18 protein-coding genes are annotated in these 18,275 nt (G+C 69.8%); 12 read left to right on the top strand and 6 right to left on the bottom strand.

Annotated features, from left to right (window positions below):
* Window positions 1-14: 14 nt before the first annotated feature.
* Genes BMY74_RS15610 through BMY74_RS15585 form a run of 6 tightly spaced genes read left to right on the top strand, consistent with a single transcriptional unit; the run spans window position 15 to window position 6,150 of the window.
* Complete coding sequence (locus BMY74_RS15610) at window positions 15-1,409, top strand: ABC transporter substrate-binding protein (RefSeq protein WP_143091577.1); 1,395 nt, start codon at window positions 15-17, stop codon at window positions 1,407-1,409.
* Entirely contained in the window at window positions 1,406-3,223 is a 1,818-nt protein-coding gene (locus tag BMY74_RS15605; protein ID WP_089916304.1) for an ABC transporter permease, read from the top strand. Before BMY74_RS15610 ends, BMY74_RS15605 begins: the two co-directional genes overlap by 4 nt.
* Window positions 3,220-3,912, top strand: a complete 693-nt coding sequence (locus tag BMY74_RS15600; protein ID WP_089916301.1) for an ABC transporter ATP-binding protein — start codon at window positions 3,220-3,222, stop codon at window positions 3,910-3,912. Before BMY74_RS15605 ends, BMY74_RS15600 begins: the two co-directional genes overlap by 4 nt.
* Window positions 3,909-4,562 carry an ABC transporter ATP-binding protein gene (locus BMY74_RS15595; protein WP_089916298.1) on the top strand — a complete coding sequence of 218 codons (654 nt, stop codon included), beginning with the start codon at window positions 3,909-3,911 and terminating at the stop codon, window positions 4,560-4,562. The genes BMY74_RS15600 and BMY74_RS15595 overlap by 4 nt, the downstream gene beginning before the upstream one ends.
* Window positions 4,559-5,812 carry a choice-of-anchor P family protein gene (locus BMY74_RS15590; protein ID WP_089916295.1) on the top strand — a complete coding sequence of 418 codons (1,254 nt, stop codon included), beginning with the start codon at window positions 4,559-4,561 and terminating at the stop codon, window positions 5,810-5,812. Before BMY74_RS15595 ends, BMY74_RS15590 begins: the two co-directional genes overlap by 4 nt.
* A complete protein-coding gene (locus BMY74_RS15585) occupies window positions 5,809-6,150 on the top strand; it encodes a hypothetical protein (protein WP_089916292.1) in 342 nt (113 codons plus the stop codon). Before BMY74_RS15590 ends, BMY74_RS15585 begins: the two co-directional genes overlap by 4 nt.
* 126 nt (window positions 6,151-6,276) lie before the next feature.
* On the opposite strand, the gene BMY74_RS15580 is transcribed toward BMY74_RS15585, so the two are convergent.
* Complete coding sequence (locus BMY74_RS15580) at window positions 6,277-6,960, bottom strand: class I SAM-dependent methyltransferase (protein WP_218159638.1); 684 nt, start codon at window positions 6,958-6,960, stop codon at window positions 6,277-6,279.
* A 315-nt stretch (window positions 6,961-7,275) separates the two neighbouring features.
* Here BMY74_RS15580 and BMY74_RS15575 point away from each other — a divergent pair, with 315 nt between their 5' ends.
* Together BMY74_RS15575 and BMY74_RS15570 are read left to right on the top strand one after the other, a co-directional pair.
* The gene (locus tag BMY74_RS15575) at window positions 7,276-8,625 is read left to right on the top strand and encodes a cellulose binding domain-containing protein (protein WP_089916287.1); all 1,350 of its coding nucleotides are present in this window, start codon (window positions 7,276-7,278) and stop codon (window positions 8,623-8,625) included.
* A 171-nt stretch (window positions 8,626-8,796) separates the two neighbouring features.
* Complete coding sequence (locus tag BMY74_RS15570; RefSeq protein ID WP_245786146.1) at window positions 8,797-9,813, top strand: MFS transporter; 1,017 nt, start codon at window positions 8,797-8,799, stop codon at window positions 9,811-9,813.
* Here the strand turns inward: BMY74_RS15570 and BMY74_RS15565 are convergent.
* Together BMY74_RS15565 and BMY74_RS15560 are read right to left on the bottom strand one after the other, a co-directional pair.
* Window positions 9,807-10,751 (bottom strand): DUF1152 domain-containing protein, encoded by a 945-nt coding sequence (locus tag BMY74_RS15565; RefSeq protein WP_089916282.1) that lies wholly within the window; start codon window positions 10,749-10,751, stop codon window positions 9,807-9,809. The two genes, BMY74_RS15570 and BMY74_RS15565, sit on opposite strands and share 7 nt — an antisense overlap.
* Complete coding sequence (locus BMY74_RS15560) at window positions 10,691-11,386, bottom strand: LLM class flavin-dependent oxidoreductase (protein WP_245786145.1); 696 nt, start codon at window positions 11,384-11,386, stop codon at window positions 10,691-10,693. The genes BMY74_RS15565 and BMY74_RS15560 overlap by 61 nt, the downstream gene beginning before the upstream one ends.
* 135 nt (window positions 11,387-11,521) lie before the next feature.
* Here BMY74_RS15560 and BMY74_RS15555 point away from each other — a divergent pair, with 135 nt between their 5' ends.
* Window positions 11,522-12,379: a bile acid:sodium symporter family protein gene (locus BMY74_RS15555; RefSeq protein ID WP_245786144.1), complete on the top strand. Its 858-nt coding sequence runs from the start codon at window positions 11,522-11,524 to the stop codon at window positions 12,377-12,379.
* Window positions 12,380-12,424: 45 nt separating this feature from the next.
* Here the strand turns inward: BMY74_RS15555 and BMY74_RS15550 are convergent, their stop codons facing one another.
* On the bottom strand, window positions 12,425-13,876 hold the full coding sequence (locus BMY74_RS15550; RefSeq protein WP_177229761.1) for a M20/M25/M40 family metallo-hydrolase: 1,452 nt from the start codon (window positions 13,874-13,876) through the stop codon (window positions 12,425-12,427).
* Window positions 13,877-14,033: 157 nt separating this feature from the next.
* Here BMY74_RS15550 and BMY74_RS15545 point away from each other — a divergent pair, with 157 nt between their 5' ends.
* Window positions 14,034-14,774, top strand: a complete 741-nt coding sequence (locus tag BMY74_RS15545) for a lipopolysaccharide kinase InaA family protein (RefSeq protein WP_177229760.1) — start codon at window positions 14,034-14,036, stop codon at window positions 14,772-14,774.
* Here BMY74_RS15545 and BMY74_RS15540 read toward each other — a convergent pair.
* Together BMY74_RS15540 and BMY74_RS15535 are read right to left on the bottom strand one after the other, a co-directional pair.
* Window positions 14,691-15,479 carry an ABC transporter permease gene (locus BMY74_RS15540; protein WP_089916274.1) on the bottom strand — a complete coding sequence of 263 codons (789 nt, stop codon included), beginning with the start codon at window positions 15,477-15,479 and terminating at the stop codon, window positions 14,691-14,693. The genes BMY74_RS15545 and BMY74_RS15540 overlap by 84 nt on opposite strands.
* A complete protein-coding gene (locus BMY74_RS15535) occupies window positions 15,476-16,420 on the bottom strand; it encodes an ATP-binding cassette domain-containing protein (RefSeq protein WP_089916272.1) in 945 nt (314 codons plus the stop codon). Before BMY74_RS15535 ends, BMY74_RS15540 begins: the two co-directional genes overlap by 4 nt.
* A 101-nt stretch (window positions 16,421-16,521) precedes the next feature.
* On the opposite strand from BMY74_RS15535, the gene BMY74_RS15530 reads away from it, so the two are divergent.
* Complete coding sequence (locus BMY74_RS15530) at window positions 16,522-17,271, top strand: TetR/AcrR family transcriptional regulator (RefSeq protein ID WP_143091575.1); 750 nt, start codon at window positions 16,522-16,524, stop codon at window positions 17,269-17,271.
* A gap of 207 nt (window positions 17,272-17,478) precedes the next feature.
* Window positions 17,479-18,234 carry an anti-sigma factor family protein gene (locus BMY74_RS15525; protein WP_143091574.1) on the top strand — a complete coding sequence of 252 codons (756 nt, stop codon included), beginning with the start codon at window positions 17,479-17,481 and terminating at the stop codon, window positions 18,232-18,234.
* Window positions 18,235-18,275 lie beyond the last annotated feature (41 nt).

Genomic DNA, 18,275 nt, shown 5'->3' with positions numbered 1-18,275 from the left:
TAGCGTCGGTGCGCATGCGAGCCAGGACCGCACTGATCGCCCTGACGGTCTGCGCGTTGGTCGCCGGGTGCGGGAGCAGGCTCACCGACGAGCAACGCGCGGCACTCGTCGTGCCCCAGGGCGGCTCGGCGGGCGTGCAGGACGGCGCGGTGGCCGGGGAGGACGGCACCGTGCCCGAGGGCGCCGCCGAGCAGCCGGGCGCCGCGAACCCGCAGGAGGCCGACAAGAAACCGGTGCCGCCCGGCAGCATCGCGGGCGGGTGCCAGGGCACCGGCGGCGCCACGGACAAGGGCGTCACGGCCGGCGAGATCACCATCGCCAACATCTCCGACATCAGCGGCCCGGTACCCGGCATCTTCCAGTCGGCGCAGCAGGCCACCAAGGCGTTCGTCGAGTACTTCAACGCCACCCAGGGCTCGGTGTGCGGCCGCAAGCTCAAGCTCGTCTCGTTCGACTCCCGCACCGACAGCGGCGGCGACCAGCAGGCCACCTCCCAGGCCTGTGACCAGGCCTTCGCCCTGGTGGGCTCGATGTCGGCGTTCGACCAGGGCGGCGGACCGGCCGCCGCGTCGTGCGGCATCCCCGACCTGCGCGCCTCGACCGTCACCGCGCAACGCCAGCGCACGCCCGTGAGCTTCGGCGTGGCGTCGAACGTCGTGAACCTCGTCTCGTCCGCGGGCCCGGACCTGGTCAAGTCGAGCTTCCCCGGCGCCGTCGGCGCCGCGGCCTACCTGTACCTGAACGCCGACGCGAGCGCGCAGAACGCCAAGAGCATGCAGAAGGCGGCGGAGGCACGCGGGATCAAGTTCGTGTACTCGCAGGCCATCGACATCACGGACGTCAACTACGCGCCGTACGTGGCGAAGCTGAAGGAGACCGGCACCAAGATCGTCTACTGGATCGGCTCGGCCCAGTACGCGGTGCGCCTGCAGCAGGCCATGCGGCAGCAGGGGTACACGCCGGAGGCGTTCATCACCGACCCGTCGGCCTACGACCCGGCCTACGTGAAGCAGGGCGGCGCGGCGGTCGACGGCACAGTCGTCTACACGAACGGCGCGCTGTTCGAGGAGCCCAACGCGCAGATGGCGCTGTACAAGCAGTGGCTCGGGCGGGTCGCGCCCGGTGCGGCGCCGTCGTACTTCGGGATGTTCGCGTGGGCGGCGGCGCGGCTGTTCGTCACGACGGCGGCGAAGGTGGGGCCGCAGCTCACGCGCAAGGCGATGCTGGACGCGGTGCGCGGGGTGCACGACTTCACGGCCGAGGGGCTGGTGGCGCCGCAGGACGTCGGGGGGAAGCGGACTTCCGCGTGCATGGCGCTGGTGCGGCTGAAGGGTGGCGCGTGGTCGCGGCTGGCGCCGGGGTCGGGGTACTCGTGCGGGTCGTTGATCGACACGGGGGTGGGCGGATGACCGCCCTCCTCGCCTACACCGTCTTCGGCCTGGTCACCGGCGGCGCCTACGCCGTCGTCGCCGGCGGCCTCGTCCTCACCTACAGCACCTCCAAGGTGTTCAACGTCGGCCACGGCGCCATCGGCATGGTCATGGCGTTCCTCTACTGGGAACTGGCCGAGAACCGCGGCCTCCCGCAGTGGCTCGCCCTGCTGCTCGTGGTCGGGGTGTGCGCGCCGCTGTTCGGCCTCGTCGTCGAACGGTTCATCATGCGACGCTTGGCCGGCGCGCCGGTCGGCATCACGCTGGTGGCCGGGGTCGGGGTGCTGGTCGGGCTCATCGGGGTGGCGCAGGTGATCTGGCCGCCGATGGCGCGTCCGGTGCGGCCGTTCCTCGACCAGCTGGGCATCCACATCGGACAGTCGTTCGTCAGCGGGCACGACCTGGTGACGCTGGTCTGCGCGGTGCTGGTGGCGGGCGGGTTGTACGTGCTGCTGAACCGGACGCGGACGGGGCTCGCGATGCGGGCGTGCGTGGACGCGCCGGAGCTTGCCTCGCTGTACGGCACGCGGCCCACGCGGTTGTCGGCGTTGAGCTGGGCGATCGGGTCCGCGTTGGCGGCGCTGGGCGGGATCCTGCTGACGCCGGTGGTGCAGCTCGACTACGTGACGATGACGTTGCTCGTGATCACCGCGTACACCGCGGCACTGGTCGGACGGCTCAGGAGTCTGCCGTGGACGTTCGCGGGGGCGCTGGGGCTCGGGCTGGTGCAGTCGTACGCGGTGGCGTACCTGCCGTCGTCGCCGTTCTGGATCTCGTTCCGGGCGGCGATCCCGGCGCTGTCGCTGTTCATCGTGTTGCTGGTGATGCCGCAGTCGCCGTTGCGGATCGGTGGTGTCCGGGGAACGCGCGGGGTGGCCACGCCGAGCGCGGCGACGACCTGGGTGGCCGCCGGGTTGTTCGGTGCGACGGCGGTCGTGCTGGCGTTGCTGGTGGACCCGGTGGTGGCGGGGCAGCTCGCGCTGGCGCTGGTGTTCGGCATCGTGCTGCTGTCGATGGTGCTGCTCACCGGGTACGGCGGGGTGGTGTCGCTGGGGCAGTTCACGTTCGTCGGGGTCGGCGCGGTGACGGTGGCGCGGCTCGGGAGCGCGTCGCCGGTGGCCCTGCTGATCGGTGCCGGGGTCGCGGCGGCGGTCGGGGCGCTGATCGCGTTGACGGCGCTGCGGGTCAGCGGGCTCTACCTGGCGCTCGCGACGCTGGGGTTCGCGCAGCTCATGGACAAGCTGGTGCTCCAGTCGCCGATCGCGTTCGGGGTGCGGGGGAGCCTGCAGGTGCCGAAGCTGATCGAGTCGGCGAGCGGGCAACTGTTGCTGGCGGCAGGCGTGTTCGTCCTCGTCGGGGCCGGGGTGCTGGCGATCCGGCGCGGACGGCTCGGGCGGCGCATGATCGCGGTCAAGGACAGCTCGGCGGCGTGCGCGACCCTGGGGCTCAACGTGCGCTGGATCCGGGTGTGGGTGTTCTCGCTGTCGGCGGCGATCGCGGGGCTCGCGGGCGGGCTGTTCGCGCAGTTGCGGGAGACCGTGGCGGCGAGCGACTTCCAGCTGTTCAACAACCTGCCGTTGCTGCTGTTCGCGGTGATCGCGGGCGTCACGTCGGTGTCCGGCGCGTTGCTCGGCGGGGTGTTGCTGATGCTGCTCCCCGTGCTGCAGAGCGGGTTCCCGGCGTTCGCGGGGGTGGCGGTCGTGCTGCTCGGCGTGGCGGCGGCCGGGCTGGCGCGCGATCCGAACGGGCTGGTCAGCTGGGGTTTCCGGGCCTGGTCCTGGCGGCGCGCATGAGCACGCTCAGGGTGGAGGGCGTGACGGTCCGCTTCGGCGAGGTGACCGCGGTGAACGACGTGACCCTCACCGTGAAGCCCGGTGTCACGGGGCTGATCGGGCCGAACGGCGCGGGCAAGACGACGTTGTTCGACGTGATCAGCGGACTGCGCAGGCCGTCCGCGGGGCAGGTGCTGCTCGACGAGGAGGACATCACTTCCAAGGGCCCGCACCAGCGGTCCAGGATGGGCGTCGCGCGGACGTTCCAGCGGCTGGAGGTCTTCGGGTCGTTGACGGTCTGGGAGAACGTGGTGGTGGCATTGGAAAGCCGCCGCCGGCCCGCGAAACTGGCTCGTGAGCTCCTGGACCGGGTCGGCATCGCCGAGTTCGCGGACAACCAGGCCGACACCGTGCCCACCGGGGCGGCACGGCTGCTGGAGCTGGCCCGCGCGCTGGCCACCGACCCGGTGGTGCTGCTGCTCGACGAACCGTCGTCCGGGCTCGACCGCGCGGAGACCGACGCGTTCGGTGAACTGTTGCGGCAGCTGAGCGCGGAGGGCCGCTCGGTCGTGCTGGTCGAGCACGACATGGACCTCGTCATGGGCTACTGCGACCAGGTGCACGTGCTGAACCTGGGGCGGCTGCTGGTCTCCGGCACCCCGGACGTCGTCCGCGCCGACGAAGGAGTCCGGGAGGCGTACCTCGGATGATCGACCTGATGGACGTCCACGCGGGCTACGGCCGGATCGAGGTGCTGCGCGGGGTGTCGCTGAACGTGCCGCGCGGGACCGTGACCGCGTTGCTCGGTCCGAACGGCGCGGGCAAGTCGACGCTGGTCAAGGTCCTCAGTGGACAGATCAGGGCCACCTCCGGGCACGTCCACCTGGGCGGGGTGCACGTCAACGACGCCGCGCCCGACGAGCTCGCCCGCGCCGGCCTGTGCACGATCCCGGAAGGTCGCGCGATCTTCCCGAACCTGACCGTCGCGGAGAACCTCCGGCTGATGCGCGGGGACGCCGAGGTCGTCTACGCGCGGTTCCCCAAACTCAAGGCGCGGCAGAAGCAGCTCGCCGGCTCGATGTCCGGTGGTGAGCAGCAGATGCTGGCGTTCTCGCGCGCGCTGATCACCGACCCGGCCGTGCTGGTGATCGACGAGCTGTCGATGGGGCTCGCGCCGGTGATCGTCGCCGAGCTGTACGAGGTGGTGGCGGAGCTGGCGCGCTCCGGCGTCACGATGCTGATCGTGGAGCAGTTCGCCGAGACCGCCTCCGCCGTCGCCGACCAGGTCGTCGTGATGACGCACGGCGAGATCGCCGCCGACGGCGACCTGGCCACCGTCTACTTCGGAGGGACGTCATGAGGTACGTGCTCGTCCTGCTGCTCCTCCTGCTGTCCCCGGCGCCGGCGAGGGCCGCGGACATCGGCGGCTTCACGCTGTCCGCCCGCGCCGCGCCCGTCTCCGTGCTGCTGCACACCGATCTCATTCCGGTGCCCGCCGAACCGCAGGGCGAGGCGCACCTGTCCTACACCCGGACCGAACTGGGTTCCGGCCCGATCGGCCGCTCGCTCGCCAGTTCGCTCTGGCCCGGCGCGGCCGTCGGCACCGGCCTGCCGCAGCTGCTCGGGTTCGCGTATCCCGTGCAGGCCAACGCCGCGCACCCCGGTGGTCCCGCCGACCAGTCGCAACCGGGCATGCGCGCCGCCGCGGGCGCCGCCAAGGCCGAGTCCCATGCGGGCGCCAAGCAGGAGGTGCCGTTCCTGCTGACCGCGGACGGCCTGTCGTCGAGCAGCGTCAGCACGGTCGGCGCGGCCGAGGCGAAGTCGACGGCCGTGACGTCCGCGCAAACGATTTCGTTGCTGGCCGGGCTGGTCGTGCTGTCGGGCGTCGAGTTCGAGTCCGTGGCCGTGAGCGATGGCAGCAAGGGCAGCGGCACCAGCACGTTCTCGGTCGCCGAGTTCACCGTGCTGAACCGGAAGTTCCCGGTCAAGGCCCCGGACGCGCCACCGGACGGGCTGCTGAAGGCGTTGGAACCACTGGGGATCACGCTCACCTGGCCGGCGTCGTCCACCGAGGTCGAAGGCACGCGGGCCACCTCGGCCAGCCGCGGCCTCACCCTGACCGTGGACGTGCTGGCGTTGCGCAGCAAGCTCGGCATCGGAGGCATCCTGGACGGCGTCCTGGCCCCGTTGCTGCCCAAGGAACTGGCGCCGCTGCTCAACCCACTGCGCAAGATGGTCGTGATCGTGGGCGACACCGAGGCGGTCGCAAACGCTTCCGCCTCAGCACCTCTGACCCCACCGGACGCACCGGCCCCGCTCGCCCCCGTGCCACCGGCCTTGGGCGACGCGCCACCGCCCGCACTGGGAGCCGTGCCACCGGTCGCCGGAGTCGCGCCTCCCAAGGCCGTCACACCGGTCGCCTCCGCGCGCAGCCGGCCGCGGTCGTTGCTCGACTTCCCCGGCGTACCGGCGCTGCTGGTGCTCACCGGCCTCGGCGTCGCGGCGGCGGGAGCGTTCGGCATGAAGTCGTTCGGCACGTTCCTGCTGGGCGGCGCCCCCTGTCCCTCCGGGCACCCGACCGGTGTCCCCGACCTGAGGGTGAACCCATGACGATCCAGGACCGGCGCCGCGCCCGGATGCGCAGCGGACTCGGCTTGGCGGGCACGATGCTCATGACGGCGGGGATCGCGGCGATCCTCTTCGCCTGGTGGGGCGTCGCGCACACCGGGTACACGTTCGAGCAGGTCCCGTACGTGGTGTCCGGCGGGATCCTCGGGGTCGGGCTGATCGGGGTCGGCGGGTTCCTCTACTTCGGATCGTGGCTGACGAAGCTGCTGGAGGAGCAGCGGCAGACCACCTACGCGTTGTTGCAGTTGCTGGAGGAGCGCGACCGCGACCGGGCGGAGCGCACCGGGCCGTGTCCCGGAAGCCTCGTCGGGCGCCAGTAGCGGGCGAGGGCCCCGGAGTCGGCACCGCCGCGTCGCCCGAATACGCCCGGTATGAGGACGTCGCGGCGGCACCGCCTCCGGGTCTCTCGCCCGCGCCTGCCACCGAACGAACTCCCGGGACACGGCCTAGCGTGCTGTGAGGGCGTACGCGGGCAGCGGAACGTTGCCGCGTGCCTGTGCGGTCTGGCGCAGGAGCTCCTTCGCCAGGCCGTCCGGTGCCTCGTGCAGCGCGATGGCGATCTCCCAGTCGGCGTCCTGCAACGCGCTGGTGTCCACCTCGCCGATGCCCTCGACCTGCCAGCCCGTGCGGTCGAGCACCTCCAGCAGCGTCGCGCGGGTGATCGGCGCCCGCACGTTGAGGTCGGTGTCCCCGGTGATCCGGTCTTGAGCGAGCACGGCGAGCAGGTGCGGGATCTGGCTCGGGTCCGCGGGCTGCGGGTCCCACTCGGCGAAGCACAGCCGGGAGCCCAGCTCCCGCGCCTTCCCGAGCGTCTGTTCCAGCAGGCCGGCGGAGGCGAAGTACCAGGAGCAGTGGGCGAGCACGACGAGGTCGTACCCGGTTCCGACGTCGTCGGTGAGCACGTCCGTCTCGAAGCGCATGGTGATGCGGGAACCGAGAGGCCCGTCGAGCAGGTGCTGGGCGGAGTCGCCGACGGTGATCGGTGCGCCGTAACCGGGAGGCGCGACGTCCGTGCCGACGACCGTCCCACGTGGACCGACCCGGTCGGCGAGCACCGCGGTCATGTCGCCCTGGCCGCACCCGATCTCCAGGACCCGTGCGCCCCGGGGGATCTGCCAGGACCCGGCCAATTGGACACGATAGGCGGTCTGGGTTGCCTGAATGTCCGGATCGAGACTGGAAGTCGCCATGAGGCGAGCGATTTCGTGAGCATCCATGTGCCCGCAGCGTAAGAGAAGGCGTTCCGGTCGCGGTACCGGTTTCACCCACGTCAGGGCTTCTGCCGGTGGTCACCTGACGACCATGTCGAGTGGACTGAGTGTGAGAGCGTTCTCGCACAACGCCCTGACGTGCGGTTACGATGTCCGTTTCATCCCCTTGAACCAATGGTTTAGACCAGTTAACGTGCCCGTCATCACGTACCCCCTGCACGTGAATGGAGCACCATGAGGAAGTTTCGCTGGCAGATCCTGGCCGCAGGTCTGGCGATGGCCACCGTGGTCGGAGGCGTTCTCGCCGCGCCCGCGAGTGGCGCGTCGGGCGTGACGGCGGCGTTCACGAAGACGTCGGACTGGGGCAGCGGCTACGAGGCCAAGTACACGATCTCCAACAGCGGCGCGTCCGCGCTCTCGTCGTGGACCGTCGAGTTCACGCTGCCGAGCGGGCAGTCGATCGCGTCGCTGTGGGACGGCAGCTACGCCGCCAACGGCCAGAACATCACCGTCCGCAACACCTGGAACGGCAGCGTTCCGGTCGGCGGCAGCGTCAGTTTCGGCTTCACCGTGAGGGGTTCCGGCGCGAACCCCTCCAACTGCAAGGTCAACGGCGGTTCGTGCGACGGCAACGGACAGCCGCCGACGACCACGACGACCACCACCACGACCACCACCACGACGACGACCACGTCGAACCCGCCGGTGCCCGGCACCGGCCGCGGCGCGCCCTACCTGTACCTGGGCTGGGGCAACCCGCAGAGCGCGACGCAGGTCATGAGCGCGACCGGCGTCAAGTGGTTCACGCTGGCGTTCGTGCTGTCCGGTGGCGGCTGCACCCCCTCGTGGGACAGCTCGCGGCCGCTGACCGGTGGTGTCGACCAGCAGACGATCAACGCCATCCGCGCGGCCGGTGGTGACGTCGTGCCGTCGTTCGGTGGCTGGAGCGGCAACAAGCTGGGCCCGAACTGCTCGACCCCCGAGGCGCTGGCCGGCGCGTACCAGCAGGTCATCAACGCCTACGGGCTCAAGGCGATCGACATCGACATCGAGAACTCCGACGAGTTCGAGAACACGACGGTCCAGGACCGGATCCTGACCGCGCTGAAGATCGTCAAGCAGAACAACCCGGGCATCCAGACGATCGTCACGTTCGGCACCGGCACCACCGGCCCGAACTTCTACGGCGCCCGTCTGATCGACCAGGCCAAGGCCCTGAACGCGAACATCGACGTGTTCACGATCATGCCGTTCGACTTCGGCAGCTCGAACATCCGCACCGACACCATCGGCGCGGCCACCGGGCTCAAGAACAAGCTCAAGTCGACCTTCGGCTGGAGCGACGCCGAGGCGTTCAAGCACGTCGGCATCTCGGGCATGAACGGCCTGTCGGACCAGCGCGAGCTGACCACGGTCGACGACTGGACCGCGATCCGCGACTGGTCGAAGTCCAACGGCCTCGGGCGACTGGCCTTCTGGTCGGTCAACCGCGACCGCGGCGGCTGCGACGGCCAGGTGTCGGCGAGCTGCTCCGGTATCGGGCAGACCGAGCTGGCCTTCACGAAGATCACCGCCGGCTTCTAGTCACCGGCAGCACCTGAACGACCACGAGCCGTCAGCGCCATTTAATCGGTGGCGCTGGCGGCTTAGTCTTGTCGCATGCGTCGACGACATTGATCTTCAACTGATCTCTCCCGAACCGCGACGGCGTGGGCGTGGTGCTCGCACCTCATCCCGATCTACGCGCTGTACGCGTTGCTCTTCGCCGACAGCGGGCTGTCGGACGCCCAGATCTCGGTGCTGCTGGCGATCTGGTCGCTCACCGCGGTGGTCTTCGAGGTGCCCTCGGGCGCCATCGCCGACCGGTTCTCGCGGCGCAGTTCGCTCGTCGCCTCCGGTGTGCTGCAAGCTCTCGGCTACGCGGCCTGGGTGGTGTTCCCGTCGTTCTGGGGCTTCGCCGCGGGGTTCGTGCTGTGGGGACTCGGCGGCACGCTGCAGTCGGGCGCGTTCGAGGCCCTGCTGTACGACGGCCTGGCCGCCAACGGTGACGAGGAGCAGTACGGACAGCTCAACGCCCGTGTCGACACGATCGAGCTGATCGCCCAGGTGCCGGTCGCGGTCGTGGCCACCGCGCTGTTCTCGCTCGGCGGCCACCAGCTGGCCGGCTGGATCTCCGTCGCGATGTGCCTCGCGTCGTCGGTGATCGCGTTGCGGTTCCCCGAACCCGAGCGCGGATCCGGGGACGACGACGAACCCGGCTACTTCGCCACCCTGGTGAGCGGGCTGCGGGCGTCCGTGCCGATCAAACGTGCTGTGCTGGCAGTGGCTCTCGTGTACGCCATCGACGCGTTCGAGGAGTACTTCACGCTGCTGGCCCAGGACTGGCACGTGCCGACGATCTGGGTGCCGATGGCGACCATCGGCGTGCCGCTGATGGGCGCGGCGGGCGCGCACCTGGCGGGCCGGTTGCCGTTCCGCGGCTGGGTGCTGTTCGCCTCGGGTGTCCTGCTGATCGTGGCGGCACTGCTGGCCGTGCCGTTCGCGATCGTCCTGCTGGGACTCTTCTACGGCCTGTACCGGTTCGTGCTGGTGCACGTGGAAACCGAGTTGCAGCACCGGATCTCCTCCGACGCCCGTGCGACGGTCACGTCCGTGGCCGCGATCGGGTCGGAGTTCGTGGCGTTCGCGATCTACGGGTTGTGGGTGCTCGGGTCGGCCGTCGCCATCGGTGTGTTCATCCTCGTCATCGCGGTGGTGGTGCGACGTCAGTGAGGAAGCGGCCGTCGTGGACGGCGTTCGTCCACGCTCTCGCGGTAGTCCTCGATCGCGAGGGCCACGTCGAACGCCGTCCGCGTCTTCTCCAGCGCGGGCAGGTAGTGCACGCCACGTGCCAACGCGTCGAGGTCGACGCTGAAGTACACGCCCATCAACGGGTTCACGAACAGCTCGCTGCCCTCGGTGCGCGTGGTGAACTGCACGTTCCCGAACTCGCCCCGCAGCGAGGCCGCGATCTGGCCGTTCACGATGCTCGGCGACAACGGCGTCGCCTCCTGCGCCTGCTGCACGGCCGTCGTGTACGCGCGGGCCTCGTGGCTGTCCGACGGGATCGACAACGCGCCGAGGTAGGCGCCCTGCCTGTCCAGTGCCGCCAGGTTCTCCAGCACGTGCGCGTGGCACACGCCGTGGTGCGCGTCGATGCCGAACCCGAGGCTGGTCACGATCTTCGTCACGCCAGGGATCCCCGCCACGGCGGCGAGGCTCGTCATGTCCTCGGTGGGCGTGCCGAGGTGCTGCTCGTCGCCGCGCAGCAGGATGTCCGTGCCGCCGTCGACGAGCACCACCGCGTCGACGGAGTGCTTCTGGATGATCGTGCGGTACGCGCTGCGCAACGGCCGCACGCCCGTGCGCGGGAACGCGTAGACGGTGTCGCCGAGGAACCGCGCGAGCTCGCGTTCGGGGAAGTACGCGTCCTCACCGGAGGTCTCCGGTTCGACGGCGGCGAGACCGGGCTCCAGCCACGCGTCGAGGTCGAGGCGTTCGAGGTCGCTGAAGCTGAGACTGGCGTAGTGCACGCGCTTGCCCTCGCCGCGCAACGCGACGCCGAGCGGGATCCCGGCGAACACGTCGAACCCGCCACCGGCTCCGGCGATCAGGACGGTGCGGGCGTCGCGGAGCCGCGCGAAGAGCGGCGGTGTGGCAAGGCTGAACACACCGCCGACCCTAGCTTTTCCACCTGCGAGGGGCTGCTGACTTCCACGAGCAGCCGGTCGGGCTCGTAGGACAGGCCCTCTTCGAGGTCGCCGGCCAGCACGCCGATCCTGGGATGCGCGGCCTGGTCGCGGTACCTGCCCACGTGCTCGGTCTGCCCGGCGAACACGAACAGCCCGTCGTCGTGCTCCGCCGCCAGGTCGGCGATCTCGGGTGAGCGGGTGCAGGCGTGCCAGACGTACGTGCCGCGCCACAGGGCCTTGAACGCCGCGTAGTGCTCGATCGTGAGCGGCAGCCCGTACTCGATCTCCTTGCCGAACCAGCCGAACACCTTCGCGGTGTTGCCCCGCCCGAGCACCAGGTCCGTCCGATCGGGAGCGAGGAGGGCGAGCGTGGCGTACTCGACGGCGAGCTTCGCCGGGTCGTTCGTGGTGATCAGCGTGGTGGCGGTGGAGAGCCGCAACGACGTCTTAGCCGCGATGTGGGCGAGCAGGACCGTGGGGGAGGACGATGTGTACGGCGGGTTGTGGTGCTCGCCGACGGCGAAGACGTCCAGGCCCGCCTCGTCGGCGGCGACCGCCAGGGCGACCATCTCCGACGGCGGGAGGTCACCCGCCGTGAACACGCCGATCTGCACGGCGTTCAGTGTCCTCCACGAACTCCGCGGAGGCGGCCCTGTGCCGCCACCTGGCCGATTCCATCGGCGCGGGCGTAACGCCAGGATCTTCCGAACAGATCAAACTGCACAAGCCGGACATCCGCGGAGGCCGCCGTGCTAGTCGTACAGATCTTCCTGCCGCTGGCGCTGGGCCTGGTCATGTTCGGCCTCGGCCTCACGCTCACCACCGACGACTTCGCCAGGGTCGCGAAGTACCCGAAAGCCGCGGTCATCGCGCTCGTCTGCCAGGTCGTCGTGCTGCCCGCGGTCTGCCTCGGGCTGGTGCTCGCGTTCGGGCTCAAGGGTGTGCTCGCGGTCGGCATGATGCTGCTCGTCGCGTCGCCGGGCGGCACGTCGGCGAACCTCTTCAGCCACCTCGCGGGCGGCGACGTCGCGCTGAACATCACGCTGACGGCCATCAACTCGGTGCTGGCGGTGTTCACGCTGCCGTTGGTGGTGGGTCTGTCCATGGCGCACTTCATGGCCGACAGCGCGGAGGTCGGGTTGCAGCCGGCGAAGTTCGTGCAGGTGTTCGCGATCGTGCTGGTGCCGGTGGCGATCGGCATGCTGGTGCGCCGCAGGTTCGAGGCCTGGGCGCTGCGCATGAACGACACCGTGCGCATCGCGTCTGTCGTGGTGCTCGTGCTCGTCATCATCGCCGCGATCGCGCAGGCCTACCAGCAGCTGATCGACAACATCGGGACGCTCGGGCCGGTGGCGTTGCTGCTGAGCGTCTTCAGCCTGCTGATCGGCTACTACGTGCCGAAGGCGTTCAAGATCGACCGCAAGCAGGCGATCGCGAGCGCGATGGAGATCGGCATCCACAACGCCACCATCGCGATCACGCTGGCGCTGACGGTGCTGAACGACGAGACGATGGCGATCCCGCCCGCCGTGTACGGCGTGCTGATGTACCTGCCTGCGGCGGTGGCGGCACGGTTGTTGTCCCGCGACAAGACCGCCGCCGTCTGACCGGTCGCGCGGGCCGGGCGTTCCTGCCCGGCCCGCGCGAACGCACTAGCCGACGGAACCCTGCGGTGCGCGTCCGTGCGACTTGCCGGGCGCGCGCACGCCGTTCACCGTCGAGGTGTCGAACGCGAACGTGATCACCGCGGTGGCGATCGCGTCTGCGTTGACGTCCAGGGCGGTCAGGTTCAGGTTCGACCTGGTGTCGCACGGCTGGTGGTAGCACGGGTCGAACGCGATGCCGGCCGTGCCGCCGTACAACGCCGCCTGCTGCGCCGTCTTGACCTCCTCGGCACCGGTGAAGAGGCCGCCGGCCGGGATGTTCACCGCGATGAACGGGCCGTAGTCCGACCGCCCGGAGAAGTCCGTGTCCTCCGACGGCAGGCCGCGGTCGGCGTAGAACTTCTCGAACACGTCCTCGATCTCCGCGGATCCCGGCGGGATCGGCACGGGCGCGGTGCCGCTCGAGTCGTCGCCGTCGTAGATGCCGAAGAAGTGGTTCGGCGAGCCGACCATGTCGAAGTTCAGGTACAGCGCGATCTTGTCCTGCTCGGCCTGCGGCAGCGTGGCGACGTAGTGCTCGGACCCGAGCAGGCCCTCCTCCTCGGCGCCCCACCACGCGAAGCGGACCTTCGCGTTGGGCTTGACCTTCCTCATCTGGATCGCGGTCTCGAGCAACGCCGCCGAGCCGCTGCCGTTGTCGTTGATGCCGGGCCCGTCCTGCACGCTGTCGAGGTGCGCGCCGGCCATCACGACGTTGTTCGCATTGCCGTCACGGGATTCGGCGAACACGTTCCACGCCTGCCGCGTCTCCTCGGTGAAGTCGACCGTGACGCGGACGATCGCTCCCGGCGTGTTGAGGAGCAGGTCCTGTGCGGCGGCGAACGTCGCGAACACCACGGGGATCGTCAGGCCCGTGGCGTCACCGATCGGCGTGACCAGGCCGGTGCGGCCGGGCTGGCCCTCGTTGAACAGGATCACCGCCGACGCACCGGCGGCCTGCGCGTTCAGGGCCTTCACGGCGAACCCGCACGTGCCGCGCTGCAACACCGCGATCTTGCCCGGCGTGAAGCCGGCGAAGTCCGCGGCCTCGCACCCGCTGCTGTTGCCGTTCGGCACCGGGGTCGGCGGGAGCACCACGTCGACGGCCTGGATCGCGCCGGTCGCCGTTCCCTCGACCGGCTGGTCGAAGCCGTGGCGGTTGAAGTCGGTGTCGCGCACGAACGCGCGCGGAACCGGTGAGACCCGGTCGAGCCGCGAGTTGTCCTCCACGTAAGGGAAGTCGAACGCCTGCACGGTCGGCGAGTAACCGGCCGCGGTCAGTTGCGAGACCACGTAGTTCACCGACGCCTGGTATCCAGGACGTCCGGCGGCCCGGTCACCGTTGGCGTCCGCGATGGACTGGAACGCGTCGAGGTGACGCAGGACCCCGTCCAGCGTCACGGCTTTGGTGAGCTTCGCGGGAGAGTTGTTGTTGGGATCAGCGAGTGCCTGTCCGGTCACGGCGAGTGGTAGAACCAGTGTCAGGGCCGCGAACAGTGCCAGGCGTCGAGGACGTTGAACCATCGATGTGCCTCCATGCGTACATCGCCGCCGAATGCATCCCCCGACATGTCTCGTCCGAAGTGTCCTGTGTTACACCGTTTGGAGGTGGGTGTTGTTGTTCCCGCAGTTGCGGACCGCCGTCCACGTCGAACCCCTGCAAGGAGAGGGGCTCACCAACGTCCTGCACCTCGTGACGCTCGCCGACGGCCGCAAAGCCGTGCTGCGCAGGCCGAAGGTCGCGCGCGACCTGCCGAAGTTCGTGATCCCCGGCGCACCCGAGGTCCTCGCCCACAACGGCCGCGGCGACGTTCTGGTCGAGTACGTGGAGGGCCGCACGCTCGCGGACGCGCTGCCGGTGTCCGAAGAGGTCTGGCGCAGCATCGGCCTGGCGTTCCGCAGGGTCCACCGCGTCGGCCTCCTGCACAACGACGTGAACCTCCACAACATCATCGTGGGCGGCGGGAAGGCGACGCTGATCGACTGGGACAACCCCGGCCAGGGCAACCCGCTCGACGAGCTCGCGGCGTTCGAGGAACACCTCTACCTGCACGGAACCGTTCTGCCGCAGGCGTTCTGGAGCGGGTACGGCTCGAAGCCCGACCCGGAGCTGCTGCGCGCGCACCGGATCGCGGGCTGCATCGGGTGGCTCGCGAGCGAGGACTGGCGGGAGTGGGAGGCCGACGCGACGCTGAGGCCGGAGCAGCTGGCGAGGGTCCGGAACTGGCGGCGGCTGCTCGCGCGGTGGCTCGCCGACCAGTTCCGGACCGACTACCTAGCGGCTGAGGTTGCGGTACTTCAGCACCGAGAGCGGCCAGAAGATCGCCACGAACACAGCGGGCCACAGCACGGCCAGTAGCAGCGAGTTCTGCGCGGCCCACGAGTCGCCGCCGACGCCGGGGTTGCCGAAGAGCTCCCGCGCCGCCGCCACCGTGGACGACAGCGGGTTCCACTCCGCGACCACCCGCAGCCAGCCGGGCATCAGCTCCGGCGAGACGAACGTGTTCGCGAACATCGTCAGCGGGAACAGGAACATCCACGACGCCTGCGCCGCCTCGGGCTTGACCAGCAGGCCGAGGTAGATGCCGATCCACACCAGCGCGAACCGCAGCCAGAGGAACAACGCGAACGCGACGAGCGCGTTGAACAGCCCGTCGTGGAACGACCAGCCGATCACCAGGCCGCACAGCGCGAGCACCAGCAGTTCGAGCGACGAGTTCACGAGGTCCGCGATGCTGCGCCCGGCCACCACACCGGTCTGCGACATCGGCGAGGCGCGGAACCGGTCCGTGACGCCCCGGTCGGCGTCCATCGACACCATCATCAGCGTGGAGCCGACACCGAACGCGATGGTCTGGCCGAACATGCCCGGCAGCAGGAACTCGATGTAGTCACCGCCGCCGAAGACGTTCATCGCGCTGCCGAACACCAGGCCGAAGATCAGCACCGAGATGATCGGGTAGGCGAGGTTCGCGAACACCCTGACCGGTTCGCGCACCCAGTGGATCAGATCCCGCTTGGCGACGATCCACGAGTCGACCGCCGCGTACCGCACCGCGTTCACGCCTGCACCCCCGTGACGGCCTTGTGCCCGGTGATGGCGAGGAACGCGTCGTCCAGCGTGGGGCGTCGCAACGCGATGTCCTCCGCCTCGACCCCGCGGGCGGCCAGTGCCGACGTCACCCGCGTCAGCGCCGCGACCCTGTCCGCCACCGCCGCGCTCACCCGGAACGCGTCGTGGTCCACCTCGGCGCCGGCGCCGAGCACCTCCGCGACGACCGGCAGCTCGCCCGCGTCGCGGACGACGACCTCGATCCGGTCGCCGCCGAGCCGGGACTTGAGCTGGTCCGGCGTCCCCTGCGCCGCGACCCTGCCGGTGTCCAGCACGACGATCTGGTCGGCGAGCTGGTCGGCCTCGTCCAGGTACTGCGTCGTGAGCAGGACCGTCGTCCCGTCCGCGACGACCCGCTTCACCTCCCGCCACACCTCGCCGCGGTTGCGCGGGTCGAGGCCCGTGGTCGGCTCGTCCAGGAACAGCACGGACGGCGCCGTGATGAAGCTCGACGCCAGGTCCAGGCGCCGCCGCATGCCGCCGGAGTAGTGCTTGGCCCGCTTGTCCGCCGCGTCGGTGAGCCCGAACTGCTCGAGCAGCTCGTCCGCCCTGGCCGAGGCCTCCCTCCTGGACAGGTGGTAGAGCCTGCCCCACATCACCAGGTTCTCCCTGCCGGTCAGCACGTCGTCGACCGTGGACTGCTGGCCGTTCAGCGCCACCTGACGCCGCACGGCGGGCGCCTCCCGCTCCACGTCGTGGCCCGCGACCTCGGCACGGCCGCCGTCCAGGCGCAGCAACGTGGCCAGGATGCGCACCGCCGTGGTCTTGCCGGCGCCGTTCGGGCCGAGCAGCCCGCAGACCGTTCCCGCGGGCACGGCCAGGTCGAACCCGTCGAGCGCCCACTTCTCGTCGAACCTCTTGCGCAGGCCTTCCGCGAGCACCGCGTGTCCCACGACTTCACCCCCGTGGCTTGACTGCTTACGTTGTACACCAGGTGTACGTTGTACACGGCACTAGGATTCACAGGCAAGGAGTGTGTGAAAGAGGGGGCTGGGTGAAGAGCGATCGTGACCGGAGCGTGCGGCTGCTGTGGGAGCCGGATGTTCACGAATCACGTGAACCGAGGGCCGCGCTGAGCAGGACTCGGGTCGTCGAGGCGGCCATGAAGGTGGCCGACGCAGAGGGCGTCGATGCGCTCACGATGCGACGGATCGCCGAAATGCTGGGCTTCACGACGATGTCGCTCTACCGGCACGTCCCCGGCAAGTCCGAGCTGCTCGACCTCATGGTCGACGCGGCGTGGGGCGAGACCGAGCACACGCCGAAGGGGCCGTGGCGCGACGGGCTGGAGTTCTTCGCGCGGCAGATGTGGGCGATGTACCGGGCGCACCCGTGGATGCTGCAGCTCACGACCTCGCGGCGGATGCCGGGCCCGCAGGCGATGACGCGCCTGGACGCCGCGTTCGCCGTGGTCTCGGAGCTGGGTCTGGCGCCCGAGGAGATCGTCGCCGTCGTGACCGCGGTCAGCCACTTCGTCGACGGCGTCGGCCGGACCATGGCGGACCGGGTGAAGGCCGAGCGCGAGACCGGGGTGTCGGACGAGGAGTGGTGGAGCACCACCGACTCGCTCTGGGAGCACTTCACGCCGGACCGGCTGCCGATGATGACCCACATCTGGAACACGGGCGGCTTCGAACGCCCGCTGGACGAGTTCGAGTTCGGTCTCGCGCGTGTTCTGGACGGCCTCGTGGCGTTCGTCGAAGCCGAGGAGCGACCGGCAGTTCGTCGATCTACGTGCTTGTAGTCAGGTGAGACGACTTGAGTCGTCCGATCGAGTGAAAAGCACAGCTCAGGCAGGGTGTGAACCGTAGTTGCGCGGTCACGTAATGCCATTGTTATGCGATATCAGAATGAACTCGTTCGAAGGCTGAACCGACCACTCCTATCTGCCCGTTTTCACTTGTGACACCGTTTCGCCGCGGGGGTCGAATCGGGACGACGAGGAGGTCGTATGACAGCTGGCGCGCACGACGCGGTCACCCTTGGCTGCTACGCGCTCGGCGTTCTGGACGCGAACGAGAGCTTTGGCGTGGAGCAGCACCTCCGGGGCTGTCCGTCCTGCCGTGCGCAGGTCGCCGACTTCCATCGGATCCGAACAGCACTTGACGACGTGCCTCGTGAGGCATTTCTGCACGAGCTCGAGGACGACCTGCCCATGCCGTCGGACCTGCTGCTGCAGCGCACGCTGCGGCAGATCAGGCAGGAGTCGGTCATCCCGCAGCAGCGGGAGGCCGTCCCCCGTCTGAGAGCCAGTCCGCCGCCGGTGGAGGACCTCCCCCCACCGCAGCACGCCAAGCCCCGGCGCTGGCCGGGCTATCTCGCCGCCGCGGCAGTAGCCGCGGTGGTCGCGTTCGGGGGTGCCGCGGTGTTCATGCAGAACCAGGCGCCGGGTACCAGCGTCGCCTCGACCCGCACGGGCGAGGGGACGGCGGGCGGGATCAGGATGGTGGCCGAGATCGCGCCGTCGTCGCAGGACCGCTACCTGGTGTCGGCGGACGTCAACGGGTTGCCCGTCGCCCAGAAGTGCAAGCTGGTCGTGGTGGGCACGGACGGCACGAAGACCGAGGCGTTCGCCTGGACCACGACCGACAAGCAGACGGCCGAGGGCTCCAAGGTGCGGGGCATGGTCAGCGTCTCGCCCGACAAGGTGAAGTCGATCGCGGTCGAGAACGCCGAGGGCAAGACGTTCGTGGTGGCGAACCTGTAAGGGCGGAAACAGTCGAAGGGCCCGGATTCTGACCGAATCCG

The sequence above is a fragment of the Lentzea albida genome (assembly GCF_900111005.1).
Lineage (GTDB): Bacteria > Actinomycetota > Actinomycetes > Mycobacteriales > Pseudonocardiaceae > Lentzea > Lentzea albida.
The sequence above is the reverse complement of the archived record's forward strand: the minus strand, read 5'-3'. Positions and strand labels throughout refer to the sequence as shown.

What these genes read in the sequence shown, in the direction of transcription:
- BMY74_RS15600 (WP_089916301.1), top strand. Translation starts at nt 3,220, where the DNA reads ATGAGCACGCTCAGGGTGGAGGGCGTGACGGTCCGCTTCGGCGAGGTG.
- BMY74_RS15595 (WP_089916298.1), top strand. Translation starts at nt 3,909, where the DNA reads ATGATCGACCTGATGGACGTCCACGCGGGCTACGGCCGGATCGAGGTG.
- BMY74_RS15525 (WP_143091574.1), top strand. Translation starts at nt 17,479, where the DNA reads ATGACAGCTGGCGCGCACGACGCGGTCACCCTTGGCTGCTACGCGCTC.
- BMY74_RS15590 (WP_089916295.1), top strand. Translation starts at nt 4,559, where the DNA reads ATGAGGTACGTGCTCGTCCTGCTGCTCCTCCTGCTGTCCCCGGCGCCG.
- BMY74_RS15610 (WP_143091577.1), top strand. Translation starts at nt 15, where the DNA reads ATGCGAGCCAGGACCGCACTGATCGCCCTGACGGTCTGCGCGTTGGTC.
- BMY74_RS15585 (WP_089916292.1), top strand. Translation starts at nt 5,809, where the DNA reads ATGACGATCCAGGACCGGCGCCGCGCCCGGATGCGCAGCGGACTCGGC.
- BMY74_RS15605 (WP_089916304.1), top strand. Translation starts at nt 1,406, where the DNA reads ATGACCGCCCTCCTCGCCTACACCGTCTTCGGCCTGGTCACCGGCGGC.
- BMY74_RS15575 (WP_089916287.1), top strand. Translation starts at nt 7,276, where the DNA reads ATGAGGAAGTTTCGCTGGCAGATCCTGGCCGCAGGTCTGGCGATGGCC.